Below are 23,245 nucleotides of genomic sequence, written 5' to 3' on the forward strand. Positions count from 1 at the left end.
TCGCTTCGCCCGATGCCGCCTCCGACCGGCGGCCTCGCCTCAGCCGTGGTGGCCGAGGCGGCCGAGGGTCTCCTCCGGGGTCGCGCCGGGGCGCGTCCACTGGGGCACGGGGCGGCTGGTCGGGCCCCAGGTGGCGTTGCCGTCGGCGTCCGAGCGCCACGACCAGCACGGCTCGCCGCCCTCCGGCCGGCCCTCGGGCTTGTCCTCCCACGCCTCGCCGCGGCCGTACGGCGTCATGTCGAGCAGGCCGAGGGAGCCGTTGACTCGCTCGTTTCCGCGGCCCGTCGTGGAGTAGGTGAGGAAGACGCGGTCGCCCTCGCGCAGGTAGGAGGTGAGGTAGCCCATGTCGCCGCCGGCCGGTCCGTCCACACCGCGGACCGAGTACCAGGGCTGGGTGTAGCCCATGAACTCGACGTAGGCGGCGACCTCCTCCCAGCGGCCCGTGGTCACGACGGCGAACGAGACGCCGCGGGCGTTGAGGTAGACGGGGTCCTTCAGGTGCCAGACCGTGGTGGTGCAGCCCTCGCACTGCCCCTGGTGGGGTGCGCCGTCGTACCACATGTGCTTGTAGACCACGAGCTCGTCGCGGCCCTGGAAGAGGTCCAGGAAGGGGACCGGCCCGTCGGGTCCGACGACCTCGACCGTCCCGTCGAACTCGACCATCGGCAGCCGGCGACGGGCCGCCGCGAGGGCGTCACCGGCACGGGTGTGCGCCTTCTCGCGGACCAGCAGCTCGTCACGCGCGGCCTGCCAGGTGGCCTGGTCCACCACGGGCGGACGGCCGGACGGCGCGGTGGTCGGGTCACTCGGCGTGTGCGTCATGACATCCTCCGTGGTGTCTCGTGCCGGGCGGCGCCGCGCGGGGCTACGACGCTCACCAGGTTCAGACTCGCGCCTCGGCCGGAACTCATCGCGGGGTGCCGTTCACCGGGTTCATGGGCGCACCGCCCGGCTGCACGGTGGTGGCCCCTGACCCCCGGGGACCCGCGGTGGCTACAGCACCGTCGCCACGAGACGGCGGGCGTGGGCGGCGTCGAGGCCGGCCGGGCGGAAGAGGATGCGGTACATCAGGGGGGCCACGACGTGGTCGACGACCGTCTCGGTGTCGGGCGTCCGCTCGCCGCGCGCGGTGGCGCGGGTGAGGATGACGTCGATCTGCTCGGCGGCATAGGCGGAGCACTGCCCGGCGTTGCTGCCGTCCGGATCGCCGAGCAGGGCGTCGCGGATGTAGGCGCGGCCGGAGGGGGAGGCCATCTCGTCCAGGAACTGCTCGGCCCACGCGGTCAGGTCGGCGCTCAGGTCGCCGATGTCCTCGGGTGCCGTCTCGGGGCGCAGCCGCTCGACCGCCACGTCGGAGAGCAGTTCCTGGAGGTCGCCCCAGCGCCGGTAGATCGTCGACGGCGTCACACCGGCGCGCTGGGCGACCATCGGGACGGTCAGGGCGTCCCGGCCCACTTCCGACGCGAGTTCGCGTACGGCGGCGTGGACCGAGGCCTGGACTCGGGCGCTGCGCCCGCCGGGGCGCACCATCGGGCGACTCATGCTCCCAGCCTAAAGCAAACGCGTTGCGTCTACGGGGCCCTGATCCACGTCGCTCATGCCACCGGCGCCGGCTTGCGGGCGGGCATGGTCGCCTCGTACGCGCGACCCACCCGCAGCAGCACGCTCTCACCGAAGGGCCGGGCCATCAGCTGCATGCCCACCGGCAGCCCCGCGGAGTCGTGGCCGACCGGAACGGACAGGGACGGGAGCCCGGTGATGTTGGCCGGGGAGGACAGCCGCACGTAGGCGTCGGAGACGCTCTCGACGGTGCCGTCCGGCCACGTGATGGTCTCGCTGCCGGCGGTCACGGCGGTGGCCGGGACCGTGGGGGCGGCGACGACGTCGACCTCGTCCAGCAGGCGGACCCAGGCCTGCCGCATGAGTGTGCGGGCGCGTTGGGCGCGCAAGTAGTCGCCGGCGGGCATGAGTTCACCGGCCTCCAGGAGGACGCGGACGTCCGCCTGGTACAGCTCGGGGACCGTACGCAGGGTCCGTTCGTGGTAGGCGGTGGCCTCCGGCACCATCAGCCCCCAGTGAGTGGCCTGGACGTGGCGTGCCATCGGGATGTCGACGTCGACGAGGAGCGCGCCGAGGTCCTGGAGCCGGGCGATCGCGTGCCGTACGGCCGCCTCCACCTCCGGGTCGACGTGGTCGAAGTAGTAGTTGCCCGGCACGCCGACGCGCAGCCCGGTCAGGTCCGTGCCCTCGCCCGGCCGGTGGTCCGACCGTGGTGCGGGCACCGAGGCGGGGTCGCCGGGGTCGTGGCCGACCAGTGCCGGCAGGACCAGGGCCGCGTCCTCCACGGTCCGGGTGACGGGGCCGACGTGGTCCAGGGACCAGGACAGTGAGGTGACGCCGGTGCGGGGGACGAGGCCGTAGGTCGGCTTGAGTCCGACGACGCCGTTGAGCGCGACGGGCACCCGGATGGATCCGCCGGTGTCGGTGCCCAGGGCGAAGGTGGCGGCACCGGCCGCGACGGCGACCGCGGAGCCGCCGCTGGAGCCGCCGGCGATCCGGTCGGGGTCCCAGGCGTTGCTGGTCTGCGGGGTGGTCAGGCCGTAGGCGAACTCGTGGGTGTGGGTCTTGCCGACCAGGACGGCGCCCGCCGCCGAGAGACGGGCGGCCACGGTGCTGTCGCTCGGCGCGCTGTGGTCCGCGCGGACCCGGGAGCCGGCGGAGGTCGCCGTACCGGCGACGTCGATCAGGTCCTTCAGCCCCAGCGGGATCCCGTGCAGCGGTCCCCGGTGGTGTCCGGCCGCCAGGTCGTCCGCCGCCCGGCGGGCGGCGCGGCGGGCCCGCTCGCCCGTGACGGTGGCGTAGGCGTTCAGATGCGGCTCCACCTCGTCGATCCGGTCGAGGACGGAGTCCACCAGCTCGACCGGGGACAGGCGTCGCGACCGGATCGCGTCGGCGGCGGCGGTCAGGGTCAGTTCACAGGGCCGCATCGGGCTTCTCCTCTCCCGCGCGGTAGGCGGGTGCGGGCGGGGTGTCCCCGAAGTCGATATCCCGGAGGGCGGCGACTACGGAGTGGATGTGGTCGGCGGTGGCCGCGACCGCGTCGAGGCGGTCGGCCGGAAGCGGGAGCCCTGCGCGGGCAGCCCAGCGGTACGCCTCGGACGGTGTGAGTTGATCGGCGGACACGGACGTTTCTCCTGATCGGATCGGCGACGAGCGACAAGCGCGGCGGGGTCGCCCGCGCGACAAAAGCTAACTGTTTGCTTTAGCCGACCTTAGGGTCTACGGTCCTTTAACGCAAACAGATTGCTTTTAGCCTGAAGGGCTCGATCCGCCATGCCGACCCCCTCCTGGACCGTGGGCGACGTCACCGTCCACCGCGTCGACGAGATCCCTCTGCCGCCCGCGACCGGCGCCTGGCTGCTGCCCGGCGCGACCACGGAGGTCGTCGCACAACACCCCTGGCTGCGCCCCGACTTCGCCGACCCGGGCGGCACCCTGCGCCTCGACAGTCACAGCTTCGCCTTCGTCGTCGACGGGCTGCGGGTCCTCGTCGACACCGGCATCGGCAACGGCAAGGAGCGGGCCAACCCCGCCTGGCACGACCTGCGCACGGACTTCGCCGAACGCCTCGCCGCCGCCGGATTCCCCCCGGACTCCGTCGACCTGGTGATCCTCACCCACCTGCACGCCGACCACGTCGGCTGGAACACGCGCGAGGTGAACGGCGCGTGGATCCCCACCTTCCCCAACGCCCGCTACGTCACCTCACGCACCGAGCGGGAGTTCTGGGCCACGTACGACATGGAGGAGGCCCGTCGGCAGATGTTCCGCGACTCCGTGATCCCCGTCGAGGAGGCGGGCCTGCTCGACCTCGTCGACGTGCCGGGCGAGGGCGTCGGGATCACACCCGGCCTGCGCCTGGTCCCCACCCCGGGCCACACCCCCGGTCACGTCGCCGTCGAGCTGACCTCGCGGGGGCGGACGGCGCTCATCAGCGGCGACTGCCTCCACCACCCCGTCCAGCTCGCCCGTCCCGGAATCGGGGCCTGCGTGGACATCGACCCGGAGCAGGCCGAGGGCACGCGCCGCCGGATACTGGGCGATCTCGCCGACACGGACACGCTGCTGCTCGGCACCCACTTCGCACCGCCGACCGCGGGCCACGTCCGCACGCACGGGGACGCCTACCGCCTGGCGCCGCTGACGTAGCGGCCGGCGGGGTGGGGCGGGCGGTTTGCCGGGGCGCTCTCTTGTCGCTACTCGGAAACCGTAGGAGAGTATGGGCGAATGGGTTCCAAACAGCTGCTCAAGGGACTGCCCGAGGACGCCGACCTCAGGCGCGCGGACTCCCTCGCCCGGGAGATCTTCTCCGACGTCGCCAACAAGTGGGCGCTCCTCATCATCGAGGCGCTCGGTGAACGCACCCTGCGCTTCAGCGAGTTGCGGAACGAGGTCGAGGGCGTCAGCCACAAGATGCTCACGCAGAACCTCCGCATGCTGGAGCGCAACGGCCTGGTCGAGCGGACGGTGCACCCCACCGTGCCGCCGCGGGTCGAGTACACCCTCACCGAGCCGGGGCGGGCACTGCGCGCCACGGTCGACGCCATGTGCGGCTGGACCCAGCAGTACCTCGGCCACATCGAGGACGCCCGCGGTCGCTTCGGCGGCTGACGGGCGCCAGGGGGAAGGGGCAGGCCGATGAAGGCGGTGGTGCAGGAGCGCTTCGGCCCGCCCGACGTGCTGCGGGTCGAGGAGATCGACCGGCCCCGGCCCGGGGACGGTCAGGTGCTGGTACGGGTGCGCGCCGCCTCGGTGAACCCGTACGACTGGCACATGATGCGCGGGGACCCGTACGCGGCGCGGCTGACGGGTGGCATGGGGTTCAGGCGTCCCAAGTGCCGGGTGGCCGGCATCGACGTCGCCGGGGTCGTGGAGCGTGTGGGCGCGGGTGTGGAAGGGCTCGGACCCGGCAGCGAGGTGCTGGGCTTCTGTCCCGGCTCCTTCGCCGAGTACGGGTGCGGCCCCGCCGGGCCGCTGGTGGCCAAGCCGACCGGCCTCACCTTCGAGGAGGCCGCCGCCGTACCGATGGCCGCGGTGACCGCGCTGCGCGGCGTCCGGACCGTGGGCCGGGTCCGGTCCGGGCAGCGGGTGCTGGTCAACGGCGCGGGCGGCGGCGTGGGCACCTTCGCCGTGCAGATCGCCGCGGTGCTGGGCGCCGAGGTCACCGGAGTCTGCGGTGCCGGCAACGCCGATCTGGTGCGTTCCCTGGGCGCCGCGCACGTCGTCGACTACGCCCAGGAGGACTTCACCGCCGCAGGAGTTCGCTACGACGTGATCCTGGACAACGTGGGCAACCACCCGCCCGGCCGACTGCGCCGGGCGCTCACCCCCACCGGGGTCCTGGTGGCCAACGGGGGCGGCTCGCCCGGCCGGGTCTTCGGCGCGATCGGCTCCATGCTGAGGGTGACGGCGGCCAACGCCCTCACCCGGCAGCGGCTGGGCCCGATCCTCCCGGCGACCCCGGCCGGACCGGCGCGCGCGGACCTGCTCGCCGTCACCGCCCTCATCGAGGCCGGGCAGGTGGTCCCCGTGGTCGGCCGGACGTACGCGCTGGCCGACACGGCGGACGGGGTACGCCACGTGGAGCGGGGCCACGCCCGCGGCAAGACCGTCATCACCGTGTCCGGCGACGTCAGTGGAACCCCGTCCGGTCCGCCATGACCTCGATGGTGTCCTTCACCATCGCCAGGGCCGCCCCCGTCGGACTCGACCGTCCGCCGCTCACGGTCACGTCGCCCGCGTCCGGACAGCCGAAGACCACGGCCTTCTCCGGCCCGGTGAGCGCGTGCAGCGGATCCCCTGGTTCCGTCTCCTCCAGGCGTACGTCCACGAGGAGGGGCCGGTCCAGGGAGGCGACGGCGACGGCCCGCAGGCGCCGCGAGCGGGAGGCCGCGCTCAGGGCCGCACGGGCGGTGCCCTCGTCCACGGGCTGCGCCCGCACGCGCACCGACGCCGGGTCCCAGCCCCAGGCCAGTGCCGCCAGGAGCCGCACCTTGGTGGCGGAGTCCGCGCCGGACAGGTCGGCCGACGGGTCCGCCTCCGCGATCCCGCGCCGCCGCGCCTCGCCCACCGCGGTGTCCAGCGGGTCGCCCTCGGCGAGGCGGTCGAGGACGAAGGTCACGGTGCCGTTGGGGCAGGCCCGGATGGTCCGGCAGCCCATGCCGCGCAGGGCGGTCCGCGACAGGTCGCCCGCGGGCAGCGCCGCCCCGGTCGCGCCGGAGATCCTGATCATGCTCCGCCCGGCGCGGGCCGCCGCGCCGAGGTCTTCCCAGTGGGCGAGCAGGTGGCTCTTGGTCGCCGTCACGACGTGGACGCCCCGGCGCAGCGCGGTGACCGCCTCGCGCGCGGCGAGCGCGCTCAGCTCGGGCGAGGAGGGCAGCGCCTGCGCGAACACGGCGGCGCCGGTCCGGTCGAGCGTCTCGTCCAGTGGCTCCGGCGGGTCCCAGGACGGGCGCGGTGGCACCGGCTGCCCGTCGTCCCCCAGCAGGCACCGACCCGAGCTAGCGCGAACGGCGCGGACCACCGGGCGTACGCCGTGCAGGCGGGCGAGTCCGTCCCCGTGCCCGGCCAGGTGGTCGACGTACGCCCGCCCGACCGGGCCGTATCCGGAAAGGACCACGCCGGTCCGCTTCGCTTCGCCCATCGATCCGGGCTCCTCTCGCCTCGTGCCGCCGGTCCGCCGAGTGGCGCCCGACCCGGATGAGATCACACCATCGGAAGGGTGACGGCGCGAGGGCCCGACCGCCCCCGGCTCCCGACCCGCATCGAACGAACCGAGGTGAGGACGTTGGCGACCGAGTCCGTGCGGTACCCGAGTGCGATCGTGCCCGTAGGGCACGTGGAGCCCGTGCCGCGCCGTGTCCGTGGGCTGATCGGCGGCCGTGCCGTCTTCGACACGCGGCGTGCGCTGTACGTCTGGGAGTGGCCCCCGTATCCGCAGTTCGGCATCCCGCTCGACGACCTTGCCGAGGGGGTGGTGCTGACCGCCGACGGGGAGACCCGGACCCTGGGCGCCTGGCCCGCCCGGCGCCACTCGCTGCGCTTCGGGTCCGAGGTCCGCGAGGCGGCGGTCTGGGTCTGGGACGACGAGGCGCCGCAGCGGGTGCGCGACACCGTCCGCTTCGCATGGGAGGCGCTGGACGACTGGTTCGAGGAGGACGAGCCGGTCTTCGTGCATCCGCGGAGCCCGTACTCGCGGGTGGACGCCCTGCGCTCCTCCAGCGGCGTCCGCGTGGAGCTGAACGGCGAGGTGCTGGCGGACGCACCGCACTGCGTGACCCTGTTCGAGACGGGGCTGCCCACGCGCTACTACCTCGACCGCGCGTACGTCGACTGGACGCGGCTCCTGCCCTCGGACACGGTCACCCGCTGCCCGTACAAGGGGACGACGAGCGGCTACTGGTCCCTGCGCTCCGACCCCGGGGCCCACCCGGACCTGCTCTGGGCGTACGACTTCCCGACCGCGCAGGTCCAACGGATCGCCGGCCTGGTGGCGTTCTACGGCGAACAGGTCGACCTGCGCGTGGACGGCAGGCCGGGCTGACGTCCGGGTCAGTCCGCCCTCCCCTACCCCGTGCCGCGCATGTCCACGACGGTGGCCGCGAACGCCAGCGGGCCGGGGAGCAGCGGGATCAGTACGGGTATCGACCAGGTGAGCAGCGCGGCCAGCACCACCGCCGCGGCCAGCAGCAGGGTGCCGCGAGGGGCCGCGACGGAGCGCAGGAAGCCCTCGCGCGGCGAGAGCCGGTGCGGGGCCGGCAGCGCGGTGGTGCGCAGGGCGACCACCGCCAGGCCGAGGGTGAGCAGGACCAGCGCCGGGGCCATGAGGCCGGCCCCGGGCAGGCTGCCGCGGATCAGCGCCGAGTCGACCAGCAGGGCGACGGCCAGCAGCGGTACGGCCAGGCCGCCGGCGAGCGAGCCCGGTGTCAGGTGGGCGCGCAGGTGCCCCAGGTAGCCGCCCGCCCCCACGGGCGTGCCGTCCTGCGTGGCCCGGCGCAGGGTCGCGGACGCGGCGGCGAAGGCGGCCGGCGCGGTGACGACGGGGAGGCAGGCGACGCTGGTGAGCACACCCACCAGCAGCACGTCCGCGAAGAGGGTGAACCCGGCCGAGAAGACCTCCCCGGGTTCGCGGCGGTCGCTCGGCGGCAGGGTCGGTGCCTGGGTCATGGTGTCAGCCCTTCAGTCCGGAGGTGGCCATGCCCTGCACCAGGTAGCGCTGGAAGACGAAGAAGAACAGCACGATCGGCAGCACGGAGATCACCGACATCGCGAACATGGGCCCGTACGCCGAGGTGCTCGACTGGTCGACGAAGCTGCGCAGCGCCAGGGTGATGGTGAACTTCTCCGGGGCGAACAGGTAGATCATCTGCGTGAAGAAGTCGTTCCACGTCCAGATGAAGGTGAAGATCGCCGTGGTGATCAGCGCCGGCCGGCTCAGCGGCAGCGTCACCGACCAGTAGGTGCGGAAGGCGCCGCAGCCGTCGATGCGGGCGGACTCCTCCAGCTCGCGCGGCAGTCCGCGCATGAACTGGACGATGAGGAAGACGAAGAACGCCTCCGTGGCCAGGAACTTCGGCAGGATCAGCGGCCAGTAGGTGTCCACCATGCCGAGCCGGTTGAAGATGATGTACTGCGGGATGAGCACGACGTGGTGCGGCAACATCAGTGTCGCCACCATGAAGGCGAACATCACCTTGCTCATCCTGAAGCGCAGCCGGGCGAACGCGTAGGCGGCCAGCGAGCAGGAGAGCACGTTGCCGACCACCGCGCCTACGGCGATCAGCACGGTGTTCCAGAGCAGCCGGGTCACGGGGACCCCGGACACGCCGTCGAGGGCGGTCGTGTAGTTCGACCACTCCAGGTGGCTGGGCCACAGGTCGAGGCTGGTCACCACCTCGTCGGGCGGTTTGAGTGACGTGGCGAGCAGCCAGGCCAGGGGGTACAGCAGGACGAGCAGGCCCACGACGGCGATCGTGTGCGGGATCCATCGCCTGGTGGTGAGGTTCATCGTCCCTCCTCGTCCGCGTAGAAGACCCAGGACCTGGACGTCCTGAACAGGATCAGGGTGATGACGCCGATGGCGATGAGCAGCAGCCAGGCCATGGCCGCGGCGTAGCCCATGTGGGAGGCGGTGAAGCCGCGTTCGTAGAGGTAGAGCGTGTAGAACATGGTCGAGTCGGCGGGGCCGCCCTCACCGCCGCTGACCGCGAAGGCCGGAGTGAACACTTGGAAGGACTGGATCATCTCCAGGACCAGGTTGAAGAAGACCACCGGGGACAGCATCGGCACGGTGACGGAGACGAACTGCCGCCAGCGGCCCGCGCCGTCCAGCGCCGCCGCCTCGTACAGCTCGGGTGAGATCTGCTGGAGGCCGGCGAGGAAGATCACCATGGGGGCGCCGAACTGCCACACCGTCAGCAGGACGATGACGTAGACGGCGAGGTCGGGGTCGCCGACCCAGCCGCCGGTGTCGATGCCGACGGAGCCGAGGATGTCGACGACCGAGCCGCCGTCGTTGAACAGCGCGCGCCACACCAGGGCGATCGTCATGCTCGCCCCGAGCAGGGAGGGCGCGTAGAAGGCGGAGCGGTAGAAGGCGCGGCCCCGGCCGAGGTTCTTCAGGAGCATCGCCGCCCCGAGTGCGAGGAGCAGCTTGAGCGGGACGGCGACCACGACGTACAGCAGCGTGGTGCCGACCGACCGCCAGAACCGGGGGTCCTCGGTGAGCATCTCCTGGTAGTTGCGCAGGCCCACCCACTGCGGTGGGTCGAACAGGTTGTAGTCCGTGAACGACAGGTAGAGCGACACGGCCATCGGCACCAGCGTCAGCACCGCCGCGCCGAGCATCCACGGTGTCAGGAACACATAGGCGGGCCACTGCTGTTCGCGGCGGCGCGGGCGCCGGCGTTTGTCCGACGGCCGTGACCGGGCCGGGCGGTCGGCGCGTGCGGGCGCCCTGGTCGACACTGTGCTCATGACCGCAGCTCCCGTTCGGCCTCGTCGATGAATTCCCGCGCCGCCTCGCGTGGGGAGGTCAGTTCGTACATCACGCGGTGGTAGGCGCGCTTGAACGCGGTCTGGATGGCGACGTCGCCCCGGGGCGGCGCGGGGGGCGGGGCGTCCAGACCGTACGTCTCCATCTTCTGCGCGTACTCGTAGATCTCCTTCTCCGCGCCTTCGAGGGTCTTGGCGACGCGGGCGGCGATCCTCCGGTTGGGGGGTGTGGAGCGGGTGAAGCCGAGGATGTCGCCGGCCCGCTCGTCGTTGAGCAGGAAGTCGACCAACTCAGCTGCCTCCTGCGGGTGTTCGCTGTTGGCTCCTACTCCGAGGAGCATGGAGGGCTTGAAGTAGGCGCCCTGGCGCCCGTCGGCGGTGGGGACGGGCGCGAAGTGGACCTGGTCGCCGAGGAGCGCGGGGTACCCGGGGAAGGGCGCGTCCCAGGTGAAGTCGGCGGCGGCGAGCCCGCGGCCCATGGGCGACAGCTCGGTGGTGCTGGCCTGCGAGGTGTCCTTGGCCTCGGCGACGACACCTTCCTCGCGCAGCTCGTCGCAGAAGGTCCAGAACTCGGTGAGGTCGTCCTCGGTGAAGCCGAGTTCGGTCTGGCTCTTGTAGAGCTTTCCGCCGCGGCTGCGCAGCCAGTCCTCGAAGATGTCCTCGTTGACACCGTTGTCGTTGGCGCCCACCATGTCGCGTCCGTCGGGGGACTTCAGCCCCAGGGCGGCGATCTTCCGGTTGGCCTGTGCCCACTCCTGCCAGGTCCAGCCGGGCTGCGGGGTGGGGATGCCGGCCTTCCGGTAGACGGTGGAGTCGTAGGCGTAGCCGGTGATGCCGCGGCCCATCGGCAGGGCGTACTGCTTGCCCTCGAACGTGCCCGTGTGGACGAACTCCCCGTCCATCTCGGAGGTGCGGATCGTGTTGTTCTCGACGGCCTCGCCCAGCGGCAGGAGCGCGCCGCCGCCCGCGTACTGGGAGATCTGCCGGTAGTCGAGCTGGGCCACGTCGGGGATGCCGCCGCCCGCCGCCTGCGTGGCCAGCTTCTGCATGTACGAGCCGAAGTCCGCGTTGGAGGTGCGGACCTCGACGCCGGGATGTTCCTTCTCGAACAGCTCCACCGCCTTCTTGGTGCGTGCGGCGCGGTCGTCGTTGCCCCACCAGGAGAACGTGAGGGTGACGCCGCCGGACGACACGTCACCGGAGGAGGAGGAACACGCGCTGAGCGATGCCGTCAGTGCGGTGCTGAGACCGACGGCGGCCGCGGCCAGGACGGCCCGGCGGCTCAGAGGTCGGCGCCGGCCGCTTCGGGGCTCGGGCATGGGTGCCTTCCCAGGGTTGCGAGGACGGGTGGACGAGGGCGGGAGGCGGGTCGCGGCGTGGGCCGGGCCCGCCGGGATGCCGGAGGGGGCGGCCGGTGGGACGCCGGAGGAGTCGGCCGGCGGGCTGCCGGGGTGGGCGGCCGGTCAGATGCCGGGGTAGACGGCCAGCCGGCCGCACATGCCGAAGCGGCCGCTCGCCCTGGGGCCGGTGGCGGACACCCGGGCCTCGGCCAGGTGCCCGTCGTCCTTGCCGCGCAGTGCGTCGAGTTGGGCCCGGGTGGCCTCGGCGGCGGCGTGCGCGCCGTCGAGCCATCGCTGTTCCCAGTCGTCCAGGCGGGGCCGCACCAGGTCGGCCGCCGCCCGCTGGAACGCGGCCAAGGGCTCCGGGTCGCCCTTCTCGGCCGCCTCGCGCAACTCCAGGAAGCGCCGCGTCGCCAGATCACGGCGGGCGCGGGCGACCCGCGCCTGCTCGGCCTCGGGGGCGTCGGCGGGGATGCGGACGGCGTCGGCGTACGTGCCGGGGTCGGTGAGCAGGTCCTGGGGCAGGGTGAGCACCGCGTCGCCCGCCTCGGGCAGTCCGCTGTTCTGCATCACGACGGTGATCTCGAGACCGCCGTCGTTGACCAGGCGGTGGATCGTACCGGGCGTGAACCAGGCGACCGTGCCGGGCTCCAGCGGGGTCTCCCGGAATCCCGAGGTGGTGAGGGTCTGCACGGCCCCCCGGCCGGCCGTGACCACGTACCCCTCGCTGCACGTGAGGTGGAGGTGCGGGGTGCCCCCGCCGGGCAGTCCCTCGACGGTCGGCCAGTCGTACACGGTCAGACGGGACACGCCCACCGCGCCGGGGAAGCCGTTGTACGCCGTGCTCACCACGTGAGTCCCTCCAGGTGTGCGGCCACCTGCGCGCGGTCCCAGGCACCGTCGGCGACGACCACGCGGTAGGCGCGGGCGAGCGTCTCGCCGGGCGGGAGGACCAGCTCCTCGTGGAACGCCCAGGACGGGGCGACCGCGGCGAACGGGTCGCTGCGCACGAACCAGTGCGCCGGGTGCGTGCCCTTCTCCCCCAAGTGGTCGTTGGAGGGCGCGTGTTCGAAGACGACCGTGGCGTGGCCGTCCCGTCCGTCGTGCTCGCCGACGTAGGCGAGCCACGGGGCCTGGGTGCCCATCAGGTCGCCGTCGGAGGAGCCGGCGGACCCGGCGGACTCGCCGGACTCGGCGGTGAAGACCCGGCCGCCGCGGAAGGCGCGGGGGCCGCGCCAGAAGAGGCCGGTGTATCCGGCGGCGGGACGGCCGTGGGTGGTGGGGCTGCCGAACCGCAGGTCCTCGTCGCGCCGGTTGGTCACGGCGGACGTCCAGGTGAGCGTCCAGCTGCCGGTCCCGGTGTCGACGTCGCGCACCTCGACGCGGCGCTCCTCCTCGGCCCACAGTTCGCCGTCGTGCGGGTGCCAGGTCAGCCGTTCGGCGATGACGGCGCGGTCGCCCGAGGCGCTGACCTCCTCGAAGGACACGTGGGCCATCGAGCCGACCTTCTCGGGCAGGGCGAGGTACCCGTCGCCGTGCACGTAGGTGTTGCCGCCCCACAGGTTCTGGCCCGACAGGTGGGAGGCGGTCAGCTGGAGTCCCTTGTGCCAGCGGTGATCGTTGGGACGGTAGTCGGTGACGAGACCCCCGGAGAGGGTGCGGACCGGGTGCAGGTACGGCTTCGGCGCCTCCCAGCCGGCCTCGGGCCGGTACACGTACGAGAACAGCTCGGTGCCGGCCTCCCCGTGGGCCACGGTGATCCGGTCGCCGTGGACGTGGGTCAGTGAGAGCGTCATGCGTGGTCCTCTTCCTCGCGGTTACCGGCCGGCGCCCAGCCCGGGGCGCCGCCGTGCAGTTCGGTGTAGTACGGGTCGCCGGGGCCGATGTCGCCCGCGCGTACGGTCGTGTCGGTGAACGCCGACTTGTACAGGGCGGTGATCAGCTCCAGCGTGCGACGGCCGCCCGCGCCGCTGGTCGCGTGGCGCCGGCCGTTCCTGATGTCGTCGACCAGGACGCGCAGCTGGGCCAGGTGCGAACTGGGTTCGTCGGCGCCGAAGTCGCGCCAGGCCGCCGCGGTCTCCTCGGGGACGCCGGGCGCGGGGATGATGCGCCAGTCGGCGTTGCGGTAGCCGTACAGGTGGGTCACCTCGACCGTGGCCAGTTCGCAGTCGATGCGTATCCGGCTGACCTCGTCGGGGCTCAGCACGCTGTTGACGAGGGTCGCGACGGCTCCGTCGGCGAAGCGGACCAGGGCGGTGGAGACGTCCTCTGTCTCCACGTCGTGCACGAGCCGGGCGGCCATGCCGCGCAGTTCGGTCCACGGGCCCATCAGGTCGAGGAGCAGGTCGGTCTGGTGGATGCCGTGGCCCATGGCCGGGCCCCCGCCCTCGGTGGCCCAACGGCCCCGCCACGGCACCGCGTAGTAGGCCTTGTCGCGGTACCAGGTGGTCTGGCAGTGGGCCACCAGCGGCCGGCCCAGCGCACCGCCGCGCAGCAGGGCGCGGACGTGCCGCGCGCCCGAACCGAAGCGGTGCTGGAAAACGATGGAGGCGTACGGTGCCGCGTCGCCTCCCGGCTCGGCCGCCTCGACGGCGTCGTAGTCGGCCAGCGAGGGGCAGGGCGGTTTCTCGCACCACACCCAGGCGCCGGCCCGGAGCGCGGACACGGACTGGTCCCGGTGCACGGCGGGCGGGGTGCACAGCACGACGAGGTCGGGACGGACCTCGGCCAGCATGGCGTCGAGGTCCGTGGACGCGTGCGCGATCCCGTACTCGTCGGCGAACGCGCGCGCCGCGTCGCCGTTCACGTCCACCGCGGCCACGATCTCCACCTCGCCGTCGGCGGCCAGTTTCTGCAGGGCGGGCAGATGACTGGACCGCGCGATGGATCCCGTACCGACCACCGCCGTACGCAGTGGTGCGGGCGAAACGTGCGAAGACATGCGGACCCTCTCGTGAGCCGGACGGGCGAGCACTGCGGGCACAGGGGTGATGTGCTGGTGTGGGGCTGCCCCGGATTCGGATCACCGGGCGGCAACCCGCTCGTAGCAACCGCTTGCTATCGTGTTCCAACGTTGTAACCGGCGTGCGTCCGCAAGGTCAACCCTCTGTCCGGAAAAGACTCGACGCCGTTTCCCGCACCCTGACAAGTGGGGTCGGCGGGGGCATAATCTGCGAAAACCTGGGTGAGGGGGACGGACAGTGGCCGCGGCGACACTCAAGGACGTGGCGGAGCGCGCAGGGGTATCGATCAAGACGGTGTCCAACGTTGTACGCGGCGTCCCGCGGGTGTCGGACGCGACCCGTTCGCGCGTGCTGCGGGCGGTGGACGAACTCGGCTACCGGCCCAACCCCTCGGCCCGCAGGCTCCGTACGGGCCGCAGCGGTCTGATCGCCCTGGTCGTCCCCGAGCTGGCCACTCCGTACTTCGCCGAACTCGCCCACCATGTGCGCAGGGAGGCCACCCTGCTGGGTCTGACCGTCCTGACGGAGGAGTCGCTGGGGGACACCGCGGAGGAGCTGCGGCTGGCCAACGGGGTGGGCGCGTCGCTGCTCGACGGGGTGATCCTCTCCCCGCTGCGGGTCACCCCCGACGAACTCGCCGCCGTCACGGACGAGTTCCCGCTCGTCCTGCTCGGTGAGCGCACCTACGGACGGGACCGGGTCGTCGCCGACCACGTCCTCATCGACAACGTCGCCGCGGCCCGTGACATCACGGCCCACCTGATCGGGCTGGGGCGGGGCCGGATCGCCGCGATCGGGGTGGACCACCACGGCTCGGCGACCAGCCGGCAGCGCCTCGAGGGGTACCAGCAGGCCCTGCACGCCGCCGGACTGCCCTTCGACCCGCGGCTGGCGCCCCGGGTGGAGGAGTTCGACCGCCGCAACGGCCTGCTGGCGATGCGCTCCCTCGCCTCCCTGCCCGCCGCCGAACGGCCCGACGCGGTCTTCTGCTTCAGCGACCTGCTGGCGGTCGGCGCGCAACGCGCGTTGCACGAGGCCGGCCTTGACATCCCCGGCGACGTGGCGGTGGCCGGCATCGACGGCTCCGAGGAGGCGCGGTACAGCACCCCCTCCCTCACCTCCGTGGTCCCCGACAAGGCGGCCATCGCCGCACTGGCCGTCAAGTGCCTGGCGGCGCGCATACGGTCGCAGGCACCGCTGCCGTTCGAGGTCCACACGGCGCCGCACTGGCTGGAGGCCAGGGAGTCGACGCTGGGCGGGTGTCACGCGGTCCGCGCCTGAACCGTCCGCATGATCGTGAGGGCAGAAATCCTTGCCCTCACCGCTGCTCAAGGGCGCTCGACGAGACACTGGGCGCCGCGACTCGCCCTTCTAGGCTCTGCGACCATGGACATCCCGAGACGCCTCGTCGAACTCCAGCTGGCCGTCGAGGCGGCAGAGAATCGCTACCGCCACAACTCCGGAGACAACGCCACGATCGCCCTGGCCGTCTGGTCCGACGCCACCGCCGCGCTGGTCCGGGGCATCACCGCCCTCTCCGAGGAGACGGGTGTACCGCGCCGGGAGCTGGAAGTGGCGGTGGAGCGCGCGGCACGGCCCCTGGCTCCGGCCCTGCCACCGGCACCCCGCCCCGCGGGCGCGAAACGTGGCCGTCATGCCGCGGAGAGCGACGGGTAACGCGCCACACCTACGGTCGTCCGCCATGGACACGACGAGAGCGCAGGACGCGCCGGCGACGGGCGCGGCGCCGCACACGGCGGAGACCACCGGAGCGGAGCCCGGCCGGAAGACCGGACCGGGCACCGACCAGGCCGTACGGGAGACCCTGGAGGACTACACCCTCCGCTTCGCGCCCCGCAGTTACCGGCGCTGGAGCCCGATGGTCGTGGCCACCACCGCACTGGGCGGGATCGCCTACATGGCGGACTTCTCCATCGGCGCGGGCATCGGCCTCACCCACGGCACCGGGAACGCGCTGCTGGCGATCGCGGTGGCCGCCGTGGTCATCTTCGTCACCGGCTTCCCGCTCGCCTACTACGGCGCCCGCTACAACATCGACCTCGATCTGATCACCCGCGGCTCCGGCTTCGGCTACTACGGATCGGTCCTCACCAGTGTCATCTTCGCCAGCTTCACCTTCATCTTCTTCGCCCTGGAAGGGTCGATCATGGCCCAGGGCCTGGAGTACGGCCTGGGAATGCCCCTGTGGCTGGGCTATCTGGTCTCCACCGTCATGGTGATCCCGCTGGTGATCTACGGCATGAAGGCGCTGAGCAGGCTCCAGGTGTGGACGACCCCCGTCTGGCTGCTGCTGATGGTCGCGCCGCTGGTCTACCTGGTCGCCACCGACCCCGGTACGGTCGACCGCTTCCTCGCCCACGCGGGCACGGACGGCGAGGGCGGGGTCAACACCGCTTCGGTACTGCTGGGCGCGGGCGTCTGCCTTTCGCTCATCGCCCAGATCGGCGAGCAGATCGACTACTTGCGCTTCATGCCGCCCAGGACCGAGGCGAACAAGCGCGGTTGGTGGACGGCGGTCGTCATGGCCGGGCCCGGCTGGGTGGTGCTGGGCGCGCTCAAGCAGGCCATCGGCGTCTTCCTCGCCGTGTACGTCCTGGCCGAGGTCGGGCCGGCCACCGCGACCGAGCCCATCCAGCAGTTCAGGAGCGCGCTGGACGCGATGCTGCCGTCCTGGACGGTGGTTCCGCTGGCGGTGGCGCTCGTCGTGATCAGCCAGATCAAGATCAACGTCACCAACGCCTACTCCGGTTCGCTGGCCTGGACGAACTCCTTCACCCGGGTGACCGGGAACTACCCCGGGCGTCTCGTCTTCGTGCTGGTCAACCTCGGCTTCGCCCTCGCGTTGATGGAGGCCGACATGTTCAGCTTCCTCAACAGCCTCCTCGGGTTCTACTCGAACTGCGCGATCGCCTGGGTGGTCACGGTGGCCACCGACATCGGCGTCAACAAGTACCTGCTCAAACTGTCCCCGCACGCACCCGAGTTCCGGCGCGGCATGCTGTACGCCGTGAACCCGGTCGGAGTGGTGTCCTTCGTCGCCGCCTCCGGACTGTCCATCGCGATGTACTTCCACGTCCTGGGCGACGCCATGCAGCCCTACTCCCCCGTCGCCGCGGCGGTGATCGCCTTCGTGCTCACCCCCGTCATGGCCGTCGTCACCGGAGGCAGGTACTACCTCCGGCGCACCGACGACGGCATCCCCGAGCCCCTGCTGGACCCGGAGGGCAACCCGAGCGGGGTCACCTTCGAGTGCCACGTGTGCGGGGAACGCTACGAACGGCCCGACGTGACGGCCTGCCAGGCCCACGGCGCCGTCGTCTGCTCACTGTGCCTGAGCACCGACAGGACCGGCGTCCACGTACTGCCGGCGTCCCCCGCACCCGCCTGAGCGGGCTTCCCGTTGACATGGGTGGCTAACAGCAATAGCTTGGAGCTAACAGCGTTAGCCACCTTGATCACCACGGGGAGCGCCATGACCGAGTACCTGGCCGTCGACGGCGGCACGATCGCGTACGAGGTGTCGGGTTCCGGGCCGCTGGTCGTCCTGGCACACGGCATGGGCGACAGCCGCGCCGCGTACCGCGCCGTGGTCCCGCCCCTGGTGGAGGCCGGGTTCCGGGTCGCCGCGGCCGATCTGCGCGGCTGCGGCGAGTCCAGCGTCGACTGGCCGGCCTGGAGCCGCACCGACATCGCCGCCGACCTGCTCGCCCTGGTCCGGCACCTGGGTGGCCCGGCCGTGCTGGTCGGCCACTCGATCTCCGGCGGCGCCGCCACGATCGCGGCCGCCCGCGAGCCCGCGCTGATCACCTCGGTCGTCGAGCTGGCGCCGTTCACCCGCAAGCAGTCGATCCGTCTCGGCGACCTGCGCGTACGGCGTGTGCGGCGGGGCATGCTGCGGCTGCTCGGCGCCGGCGTATTCGGCAGCCGGCCGCTGTGGCGCTCGTACCTCGACGTCGCCTACCCGGGCCCGAAGCCGGCCGACTGGGCGGAGCGGATGGGCCGGATCGACGCGATGCTGCGCGAGCCGGGCCGCATGAAAGCCCTCCAGGGCATGGGCCGCAGCACCCCGGGCGACGCCGGCGCGCAACTGGCCAACGTGCGCTGCCCCGTCCTGGTGGTGATGGGCACGCTGGACCCCGACTGGGCCGACCCGCGGGCCGAGGGCACGGCCGTCGTCGACGCCCTGCCCCCGGGACTCGGGCGCCTGGAGATGATCGAGGGCGCCGGGCACTACCCGCACGACCAGTTCCCGGAGCGGGTGGTCTCCCTCGTCCTCGACTTCGTGCGGACGGACGCCGCGCGCGCCTAGCGAGCTCGTGCACGAGTGGCCGGTGTCCCGGGAGGCGACCACACTGGGGAGGGCGTGCCATCCGGAACCTCCGAAGGGAGGACGCCGCCGTGACCTCCTTCTCGCCCGGCTTCCACGGACGCCCCCGCGCCCTCGCCGACCGGCTGCCGCCCGGCCAGTACCCCACCGAGTCCTTCCCGGTGCTCTCGGCCGGTCCGACGCCCCGCGTCCCGACCGAGACGTGGACCTTCACCGTCACCACGGAGACGGGTGCCACGCGCAGCTGGACGTGGGACGAGATGATGGCGCTGCCGCAGCAGGAGACGGTGCACGACATCCACTGCGTGACCCGGTGGTCGAAGTTCGACACCCACTGGCGGGGCGTGCCCCTGACGGCCTTCCTCGACGACGTCGAGACCGCGGCCGACCACGTGGTGGCCGAGGCGTACGGCGGCTACACCACCAACCTCCCGCTGGAGGACGTCCTCGACGGCCGGGCGTGGGTGGCGCACACCTACGACGGCTACCCCCTCTCCCCCGAACACGGCGGACCCGCCCGCCTGCTCGTGCCCCACCTGTACTTCTGGAAGTCGGCGAAGTGGGTGAGCGGCCTGCGCCTCACGGTCGAGGACGAGCCGGGCTTCTGGGAGTCGGTCGGCTACCACAACTACGGCGACCCCTGGCGCGAGCAGCGCAACTGGGGCGACTGAGCGTGGCGGCCCACTGGTTCGGCGCCCGGCTCGTGGAGCGCCGCGCGCAGACCGCGACCGGCCGCACCCTCGTCCTCGACGTACCCGGCTGGCCGGGCCACCTGCCCGGACAGCACGTCGACGTGCGGCTGACCGCGGACGACGGCTACCAGGCCGTGCGCAGCTACTCCCTGGCCGCCCCGGCCGACGGGGAGCGGGTCGAGCTGGGCGTCCAGGCCGTCCGGGACGGCGAGGTGTCGCCCTACCTGGCCGACGTGCTGCCGACGGGCGCGCGGGTGGAGCTGCGTGGGCCGCTCGGCCAGTGGTTCGTGTGGCGGACCGGGCAGAGCGGGCCGGTGCTGCTGGTCGCGGGCGGGTCGGGGGTCGTGCCGGTCACGGCGATGCTCCGCGCCCATCGGGCGGTGCGCTCGGACAGTGCGTTCAGCCTGCTGTACTCGGTGCGCGGTCCCGACGAGGTCTGGTACCGGGAGGAACTCGCCGCCCGGGACGACCACCTCGACGTGCGCGTCCTCTACACCCGGCGCGCGCCCCGCGGCGAGGTGAGACCGCCGGGACGCATCGCGGCGGCCGACCTCGGCACCACAGCGACCGGCCCCGGGACCGTGTACGTCTGCGGCCCCACCGGCTTCGTGGAGTCCGTCGCCGACCTGCTCGTCGGCCTGGGGCGGCCCGCCGCCGACATCCGCACCGAGCGGTTCGGCTGAACCGCACGCACCCACGGGAGACGCTCATGGCACAGGACACCGGCCGTCCGTCCGGGGCCCATCAGGACGGCAACCGCCTCGCCGGCCCCCTCTCGGAGATCCTGCGCGCGGAAGCCACCACCGCCTGGTGGCGCTGCCCCGACTGCGGCCGCTCGGGCCCGCTGGCCGAACTGCACGTCTACGGCCCGGAACCGGGCCTCACCGCCCGCTGCCCCGGCTGCTCACGCGTCGCCCTGCGCATGGTGCCCGAGGAGGGGCACATGTGGCTGAGCCTGGGCGGCGCGACCGGGGCCTTCCGGTTCCGCACGGGCTGACGCGGGGTCACGTCCCGGCGCACAGGCGGAGCGTGCCGGTCCGGAACGTTCAGCCGAGCGGCACGTCCGCGGAACGGCTCCGGACGGCATCCAGGGACGCGAGAGCCGCGCTGTCGAGGGCGACCTCGCCCACCTCGATGTTCGCGGCCAAGTGGGCGGCATCCGCGGTACCCGGGATGAGCAGCACATTGGGGGCGTGGTGGAGCAGCCAGGCGAGACCCACCTGGGCCGGCGTCCTGCCGAGGGAGCGGGCCACGGCGTGCACCGCGGGCTCGTCGGCGACCTTGGGCATGGCGGGGAAGGCGCCGCCGAGCGGGAAGTAGGGCACCCACGCGATGTCCTCGGCGGCGCACAGCCGGAGCAGGTCCTCGTCGGCACGGCTCACCAGGCTGTACGCGTTCTGCACGCAGACGACGCCCACCGGCAGCGCCCGGCGCAGGCCGTCCAGGGTGACGCTGCTCAGACCGATCCCGCCGATCTTGCCCTCGTCACGCAGGGTCGTCAGCACCGCGAGCTGGTCGTCGAGGTCCACCACCTGGTCGCCTTCGGCCCGCAGCCCCGGGCCGGTGTCGAGACGCCGCAGGTTCACCACCGCGAGCCGGTCGGTGCCGAGGCTCCTCAGGTTGTCCTCGACGCTCGCCCGAAGCTCGTCGGGGCGTTGCGCGGGACGCAGCGGTAGGGGGCCGTCGGGGTCGGGGTCCGCACCGACCTTGGTCACGACCACGACGTCGTCGGAGCCGTCGGAGGGGCCCAGTGCCTCGCGGATGACCTCGTTGACGAATCCGTGGCCGTAGAACTGGGCGGTGTCGACGTGGTCGACTCCGAGCTCCACCGCGCGGCGCAGGAGGGCGACGGCGGCCGCCCGGTCGGTGTGCAGGCGTTCGAGCTGCATCGCGCCGTAGCCGATGCGCGAGACCGTACGGCCCGCGAGCCGTCCCGCGCCGCCCGGGCGGGGCACGCCCGTAGCCGTGACTCGGGCGGATGAGGTTCCGGATGACGTCATGGGAGCCCGTCCTCGTGAGATGATGACAGAAGCGGAGGACCCTCCGCTAATTCGACTGTAGCACTACCGGAGGACCCTCCGCTTTGAGTCCGGACCAGACACCCACACCCGGGAGCACGGGCCCCGGGAAACCCGCGGCCGACCGCCCGCTGCGCGCGCACGCGCGGCGCAACCGCGAGAAGCTGATCGCCGCGGCCCGGGCGGCGTTCACCGCCGCGGACGACGGTGTCCCCCTGGAGGGCATCGCCCGGGACGCGGGCGTGGGCATCGGCACGCTGTACCGGCACTTCCCGACCCGTGAGGCGCTGGTGGAGGCCGTGTACGCCGCCGAACTGGAGGCCGTCACGGCGGACGTGGCGGCGCTGCTCGACGAACTGCCGCCCGAACGCGCCCTCCGCGCCTGGATGGAGCGCTACGCCCGCTTCGTCGCCACGAAGCGCGCCATGGTCAACACCCTGCACAGCGGATGGGCCTCCGGACGCATCACGGCACCCGCCACGCGGGAACGCATCACGGCCGCGATCGGATCCCTCCTGGCCGCCGGAGCGCGTACGGGCGCCCTCCGCGGAGACGTCGAAGCCGACGACGTCACCGCGATGCTGCTCGGCGTGTTCCTGTCGACGGCCGCCGAGGACGACCCGGCGCGCACCGGCCGGCTCCTCGACCTCGTCATGGACGCGCTGCGTCCGCCGGCCCCCTCGCCGTGACGCCCTGAGCGGGCGAGACCACGGGAGGCGCCGGGCACCCGGCCCACAGGAGTCCGGCCTCCCGCGCCGTCCACACGGGGCCGCGCCACTCCACGAACACGGGAACGCCCGCCCCGGACCGTCCCGAGGCGGGCGAAATACGGATGGAGCGGGGACGGCGGCACACCAGGTTCGGCTGCCCCGTCGTTCAGGATCCTCTGACACGCCGCCCTTCGGTCAAGGCCGCCCCGGCAGGGCTCAGTCGGTGGTCAGCATGCCCTCCCGCAGGCGGCCCAGGAGGCGCGCGATCAGCCGGGAGACGTGCATCTGCGAGACGCCGAGCCGCTCGCCGATCTCCTTCTGGGTCAGCTCCTCGACGAACCGCCAGTGGATGATCTGCCGGTCCCGCTCGTCCAGTTCGGCGATCATCGGAGCGAGCGCGTGGAAGTCGTCCACGAGGGCCAGCGCGGCGTCGTCGGTGCCGATGAAGTCGGCCAGCGCCGCCTCGCCGTCCTCACTGCCGCCGATGGCCGCGTCCAGGGACGAGGAGTTGTAGCCGTTGGAGGCCACCCGGGCCTCGCGGACCTCCTCCTCCGGCAGGTTCATCAGCTCGGCCAGTTCGCTGGTCGTGGGGGTGCGCCCGAGCCGGCTGCGCAGCTCCTCGGTGGCGCGGGCCAGTTGAACGCGCGCCTCCTGGAGGCGCCGCGGGACGTGCACGGCCCACGAGGTGTCCCGGAAGAACCGCTTCATCTCGCCGACGATGTACGGCACGGCGAACGAGGTGAACTCCACCTCCCGCGAGATCTCGAACCGGTCGATGGCCTTGATCAGGCCGATCATGCCGACCTGGACGATGTCCTCCCTCTCCTCCGGCCCGCGGCTGCGGAACCGGCCGGCGGCGAACCGGACCAGGGACATGTTCATCTCTATGAGGGTGTTGCGCGCGTACTGGTACTCGGGCGTGCCCTCCTCAACTACGGCCAGCTGGTCGAAGAACAGTCTCGACAGCTCCCGGGCGTCCTTGGGCGCCACCCTGGACGGATCCGCCACTTCCGGCACAGCGGCGCGGCACCCGGCCGCCTGCACGGTCGTCGCCATCATTCTTACCCTCCCGCATCGCTCCGGCTGTCGCCGGACCGTGAAATTGACCTTGCACGGCGTAC

At 72.6% G+C, this 23,245-nt stretch carries 26 protein-coding genes; 12 read left to right on the plus strand and 14 right to left on the minus strand.

The features are described from left to right. Positions 1–39: 39 nt before the first annotated feature. The 4 genes from ACZ67M_RS17270 to ACZ67M_RS17285 all read right to left on the minus strand — a co-directional run bounded on the left by ACZ67M_RS17270 (position 40) and on the right by ACZ67M_RS17285 (position 3,183). On the minus strand, positions 40–822 hold the full coding sequence (locus ACZ67M_RS17270) for a DUF899 domain-containing protein (protein ID WP_469851539.1): 783 nt from the start codon (positions 820–822) through the stop codon (positions 40–42). Between the two features lie 171 nt (positions 823–993). Continuing rightward, a complete protein-coding gene (locus ACZ67M_RS17275; protein WP_122619357.1) occupies positions 994–1,542 on the minus strand; it encodes a TetR/AcrR family transcriptional regulator in 549 nt (182 codons plus the stop codon). A gap of 53 nt (positions 1,543–1,595) precedes the next feature. Further along, positions 1,596–2,987 carry an amidase gene (locus ACZ67M_RS17280; RefSeq protein WP_469851540.1) on the minus strand — a complete coding sequence of 464 codons (1,392 nt, stop codon included), beginning with the start codon at positions 2,985–2,987 and terminating at the stop codon, positions 1,596–1,598. Continuing rightward, on the minus strand, positions 2,974–3,183 hold the full coding sequence (locus ACZ67M_RS17285; protein WP_469851542.1) for a hypothetical protein: 210 nt from the start codon (positions 3,181–3,183) through the stop codon (positions 2,974–2,976). The genes ACZ67M_RS17280 and ACZ67M_RS17285 overlap by 14 nt, the downstream gene beginning before the upstream one ends. 150 nt (positions 3,184–3,333) lie before the next feature. On the opposite strand from ACZ67M_RS17285, the gene ACZ67M_RS17290 reads away from it, so the two are divergent. From ACZ67M_RS17290 to ACZ67M_RS17300, 3 genes are all read left to right on the plus strand, one after another. Beyond that, positions 3,334–4,209, plus strand: a complete 876-nt coding sequence (locus ACZ67M_RS17290) for an MBL fold metallo-hydrolase (RefSeq protein ID WP_469851543.1) — start codon at positions 3,334–3,336, stop codon at positions 4,207–4,209. A 78-nt stretch (positions 4,210–4,287) separates the two neighbouring features. Further along, positions 4,288–4,671, plus strand: a complete 384-nt coding sequence (locus ACZ67M_RS17295) for a winged helix-turn-helix transcriptional regulator (RefSeq protein WP_161325988.1) — start codon at positions 4,288–4,290, stop codon at positions 4,669–4,671. 27 nt (positions 4,672–4,698) lie between these two features. Then, a complete protein-coding gene (locus tag ACZ67M_RS17300; protein ID WP_469851545.1) occupies positions 4,699–5,721 on the plus strand; it encodes an NAD(P)-dependent alcohol dehydrogenase in 1,023 nt (340 codons plus the stop codon). Here ACZ67M_RS17300 and ACZ67M_RS17305 read toward each other — a convergent pair. Beyond that, positions 5,693–6,703, minus strand: a complete 1,011-nt coding sequence (locus tag ACZ67M_RS17305; protein WP_392238453.1) for a homoserine dehydrogenase — start codon at positions 6,701–6,703, stop codon at positions 5,693–5,695. The genes ACZ67M_RS17300 and ACZ67M_RS17305 overlap by 29 nt on opposite strands. 144 nt (positions 6,704–6,847) lie before the next feature. Here ACZ67M_RS17305 and ACZ67M_RS17310 point away from each other — a divergent pair, with 144 nt between their 5' ends. Further along, positions 6,848–7,603: a DUF427 domain-containing protein gene (locus tag ACZ67M_RS17310; RefSeq protein WP_469851547.1), complete on the plus strand. Its 756-nt coding sequence runs from the start codon at positions 6,848–6,850 to the stop codon at positions 7,601–7,603. Between the two features lie 23 nt (positions 7,604–7,626). Here ACZ67M_RS17310 and ACZ67M_RS17315 read toward each other — a convergent pair whose 3' ends face one another. The 7 genes from ACZ67M_RS17315 to ACZ67M_RS17345 all read right to left on the minus strand — a co-directional run bounded on the left by ACZ67M_RS17315 (position 7,627) and on the right by ACZ67M_RS17345 (position 14,334). Beyond that, positions 7,627–8,226 carry a hypothetical protein gene (locus ACZ67M_RS17315; RefSeq protein ID WP_469851549.1) on the minus strand — a complete coding sequence of 200 codons (600 nt, stop codon included), beginning with the start codon at positions 8,224–8,226 and terminating at the stop codon, positions 7,627–7,629. Positions 8,227–8,230: 4 nt separating this feature from the next. After that, on the minus strand, positions 8,231–9,067 hold the full coding sequence (locus ACZ67M_RS17320) for a carbohydrate ABC transporter permease (RefSeq protein ID WP_469851551.1): 837 nt from the start codon (positions 9,065–9,067) through the stop codon (positions 8,231–8,233). Continuing rightward, positions 9,064–10,035: a carbohydrate ABC transporter permease gene (locus ACZ67M_RS17325; RefSeq protein WP_361363702.1), complete on the minus strand. Its 972-nt coding sequence runs from the start codon at positions 10,033–10,035 to the stop codon at positions 9,064–9,066. The genes ACZ67M_RS17320 and ACZ67M_RS17325 overlap by 4 nt, the downstream gene beginning before the upstream one ends. Next, positions 10,032–11,372 (minus strand): ABC transporter substrate-binding protein, encoded by a 1,341-nt coding sequence (locus tag ACZ67M_RS17330; RefSeq protein WP_469851553.1) that lies wholly within the window; start codon positions 11,370–11,372, stop codon positions 10,032–10,034. The genes ACZ67M_RS17325 and ACZ67M_RS17330 overlap by 4 nt, the downstream gene beginning before the upstream one ends. Before the next feature lie 144 nt (positions 11,373–11,516). Further along, complete coding sequence (locus ACZ67M_RS17335) at positions 11,517–12,242, minus strand: cupin domain-containing protein (RefSeq protein WP_469851555.1); 726 nt, start codon at positions 12,240–12,242, stop codon at positions 11,517–11,519. Further along, on the minus strand, positions 12,239–13,189 hold the full coding sequence (locus ACZ67M_RS17340; RefSeq protein WP_469851556.1) for a DUF6807 domain-containing protein: 951 nt from the start codon (positions 13,187–13,189) through the stop codon (positions 12,239–12,241). The genes ACZ67M_RS17335 and ACZ67M_RS17340 overlap by 4 nt, the downstream gene beginning before the upstream one ends. Next, on the minus strand, positions 13,186–14,334 hold the full coding sequence (locus ACZ67M_RS17345) for a Gfo/Idh/MocA family protein (RefSeq protein WP_392013032.1): 1,149 nt from the start codon (positions 14,332–14,334) through the stop codon (positions 13,186–13,188). The genes ACZ67M_RS17340 and ACZ67M_RS17345 overlap by 4 nt, the downstream gene beginning before the upstream one ends. Before the next feature lie 259 nt (positions 14,335–14,593). Between ACZ67M_RS17345 and ACZ67M_RS17350 the strand changes: the two genes are divergently transcribed. From ACZ67M_RS17350 to ACZ67M_RS17380, 7 genes are all read left to right on the plus strand, one after another. Continuing rightward, the gene (locus ACZ67M_RS17350) at positions 14,594–15,637 is read left to right on the plus strand and encodes a LacI family DNA-binding transcriptional regulator (RefSeq protein WP_361363688.1); all 1,044 of its coding nucleotides are present in this window, start codon (positions 14,594–14,596) and stop codon (positions 15,635–15,637) included. A gap of 105 nt (positions 15,638–15,742) precedes the next feature. Beyond that, positions 15,743–16,033, plus strand: coding sequence for a hypothetical protein (locus ACZ67M_RS17355; protein ID WP_392013033.1), 291 nt, complete (start codon positions 15,743–15,745; stop codon positions 16,031–16,033). 25 nt (positions 16,034–16,058) lie between these two features. Beyond that, positions 16,059–17,765 (plus strand): purine-cytosine permease family protein, encoded by a 1,707-nt coding sequence (locus ACZ67M_RS17360; RefSeq protein ID WP_469851558.1) that lies wholly within the window; start codon positions 16,059–16,061, stop codon positions 17,763–17,765. A gap of 84 nt (positions 17,766–17,849) precedes the next feature. After that, positions 17,850–18,686: an alpha/beta fold hydrolase gene (locus tag ACZ67M_RS17365; RefSeq protein ID WP_469851560.1), complete on the plus strand. Its 837-nt coding sequence runs from the start codon at positions 17,850–17,852 to the stop codon at positions 18,684–18,686. Between the two features lie 89 nt (positions 18,687–18,775). After that, the gene (locus ACZ67M_RS17370; protein ID WP_122619340.1) at positions 18,776–19,375 is read left to right on the plus strand and encodes a molybdopterin-dependent oxidoreductase; all 600 of its coding nucleotides are present in this window, start codon (positions 18,776–18,778) and stop codon (positions 19,373–19,375) included. Positions 19,376–19,377: 2 nt separating this feature from the next. Further along, a complete protein-coding gene (locus ACZ67M_RS17375) occupies positions 19,378–20,079 on the plus strand; it encodes an FAD-binding oxidoreductase (protein WP_469851562.1) in 702 nt (233 codons plus the stop codon). Positions 20,080–20,105: 26 nt separating this feature from the next. Further along, positions 20,106–20,393 (plus strand): DUF6510 family protein, encoded by a 288-nt coding sequence (locus ACZ67M_RS17380; protein WP_469851564.1) that lies wholly within the window; start codon positions 20,106–20,108, stop codon positions 20,391–20,393. Between the two features lie 49 nt (positions 20,394–20,442). Here ACZ67M_RS17380 and ACZ67M_RS17385 read toward each other — a convergent pair whose 3' ends face one another. After that, the gene (locus tag ACZ67M_RS17385) at positions 20,443–21,396 is read right to left on the minus strand and encodes an aldo/keto reductase (RefSeq protein WP_385795766.1); all 954 of its coding nucleotides are present in this window, start codon (positions 21,394–21,396) and stop codon (positions 20,443–20,445) included. Between the two features lie 83 nt (positions 21,397–21,479). On the opposite strand from ACZ67M_RS17385, the gene ACZ67M_RS17390 reads away from it, so the two are divergent. Next, the gene (locus ACZ67M_RS17390; protein WP_469851566.1) at positions 21,480–22,103 is read left to right on the plus strand and encodes a TetR/AcrR family transcriptional regulator; all 624 of its coding nucleotides are present in this window, start codon (positions 21,480–21,482) and stop codon (positions 22,101–22,103) included. A 237-nt stretch (positions 22,104–22,340) separates the two neighbouring features. Here ACZ67M_RS17390 and ACZ67M_RS17395 read toward each other — a convergent pair whose 3' ends face one another. Continuing rightward, the gene (locus ACZ67M_RS17395) at positions 22,341–23,183 is read right to left on the minus strand and encodes an RNA polymerase sigma factor SigF (RefSeq protein WP_392101606.1); all 843 of its coding nucleotides are present in this window, start codon (positions 23,181–23,183) and stop codon (positions 22,341–22,343) included. Positions 23,184–23,245: the final 62 nt, after the last annotated feature.

Source organism: Streptomyces sp. NPDC107500, assembly GCF_055582785.1.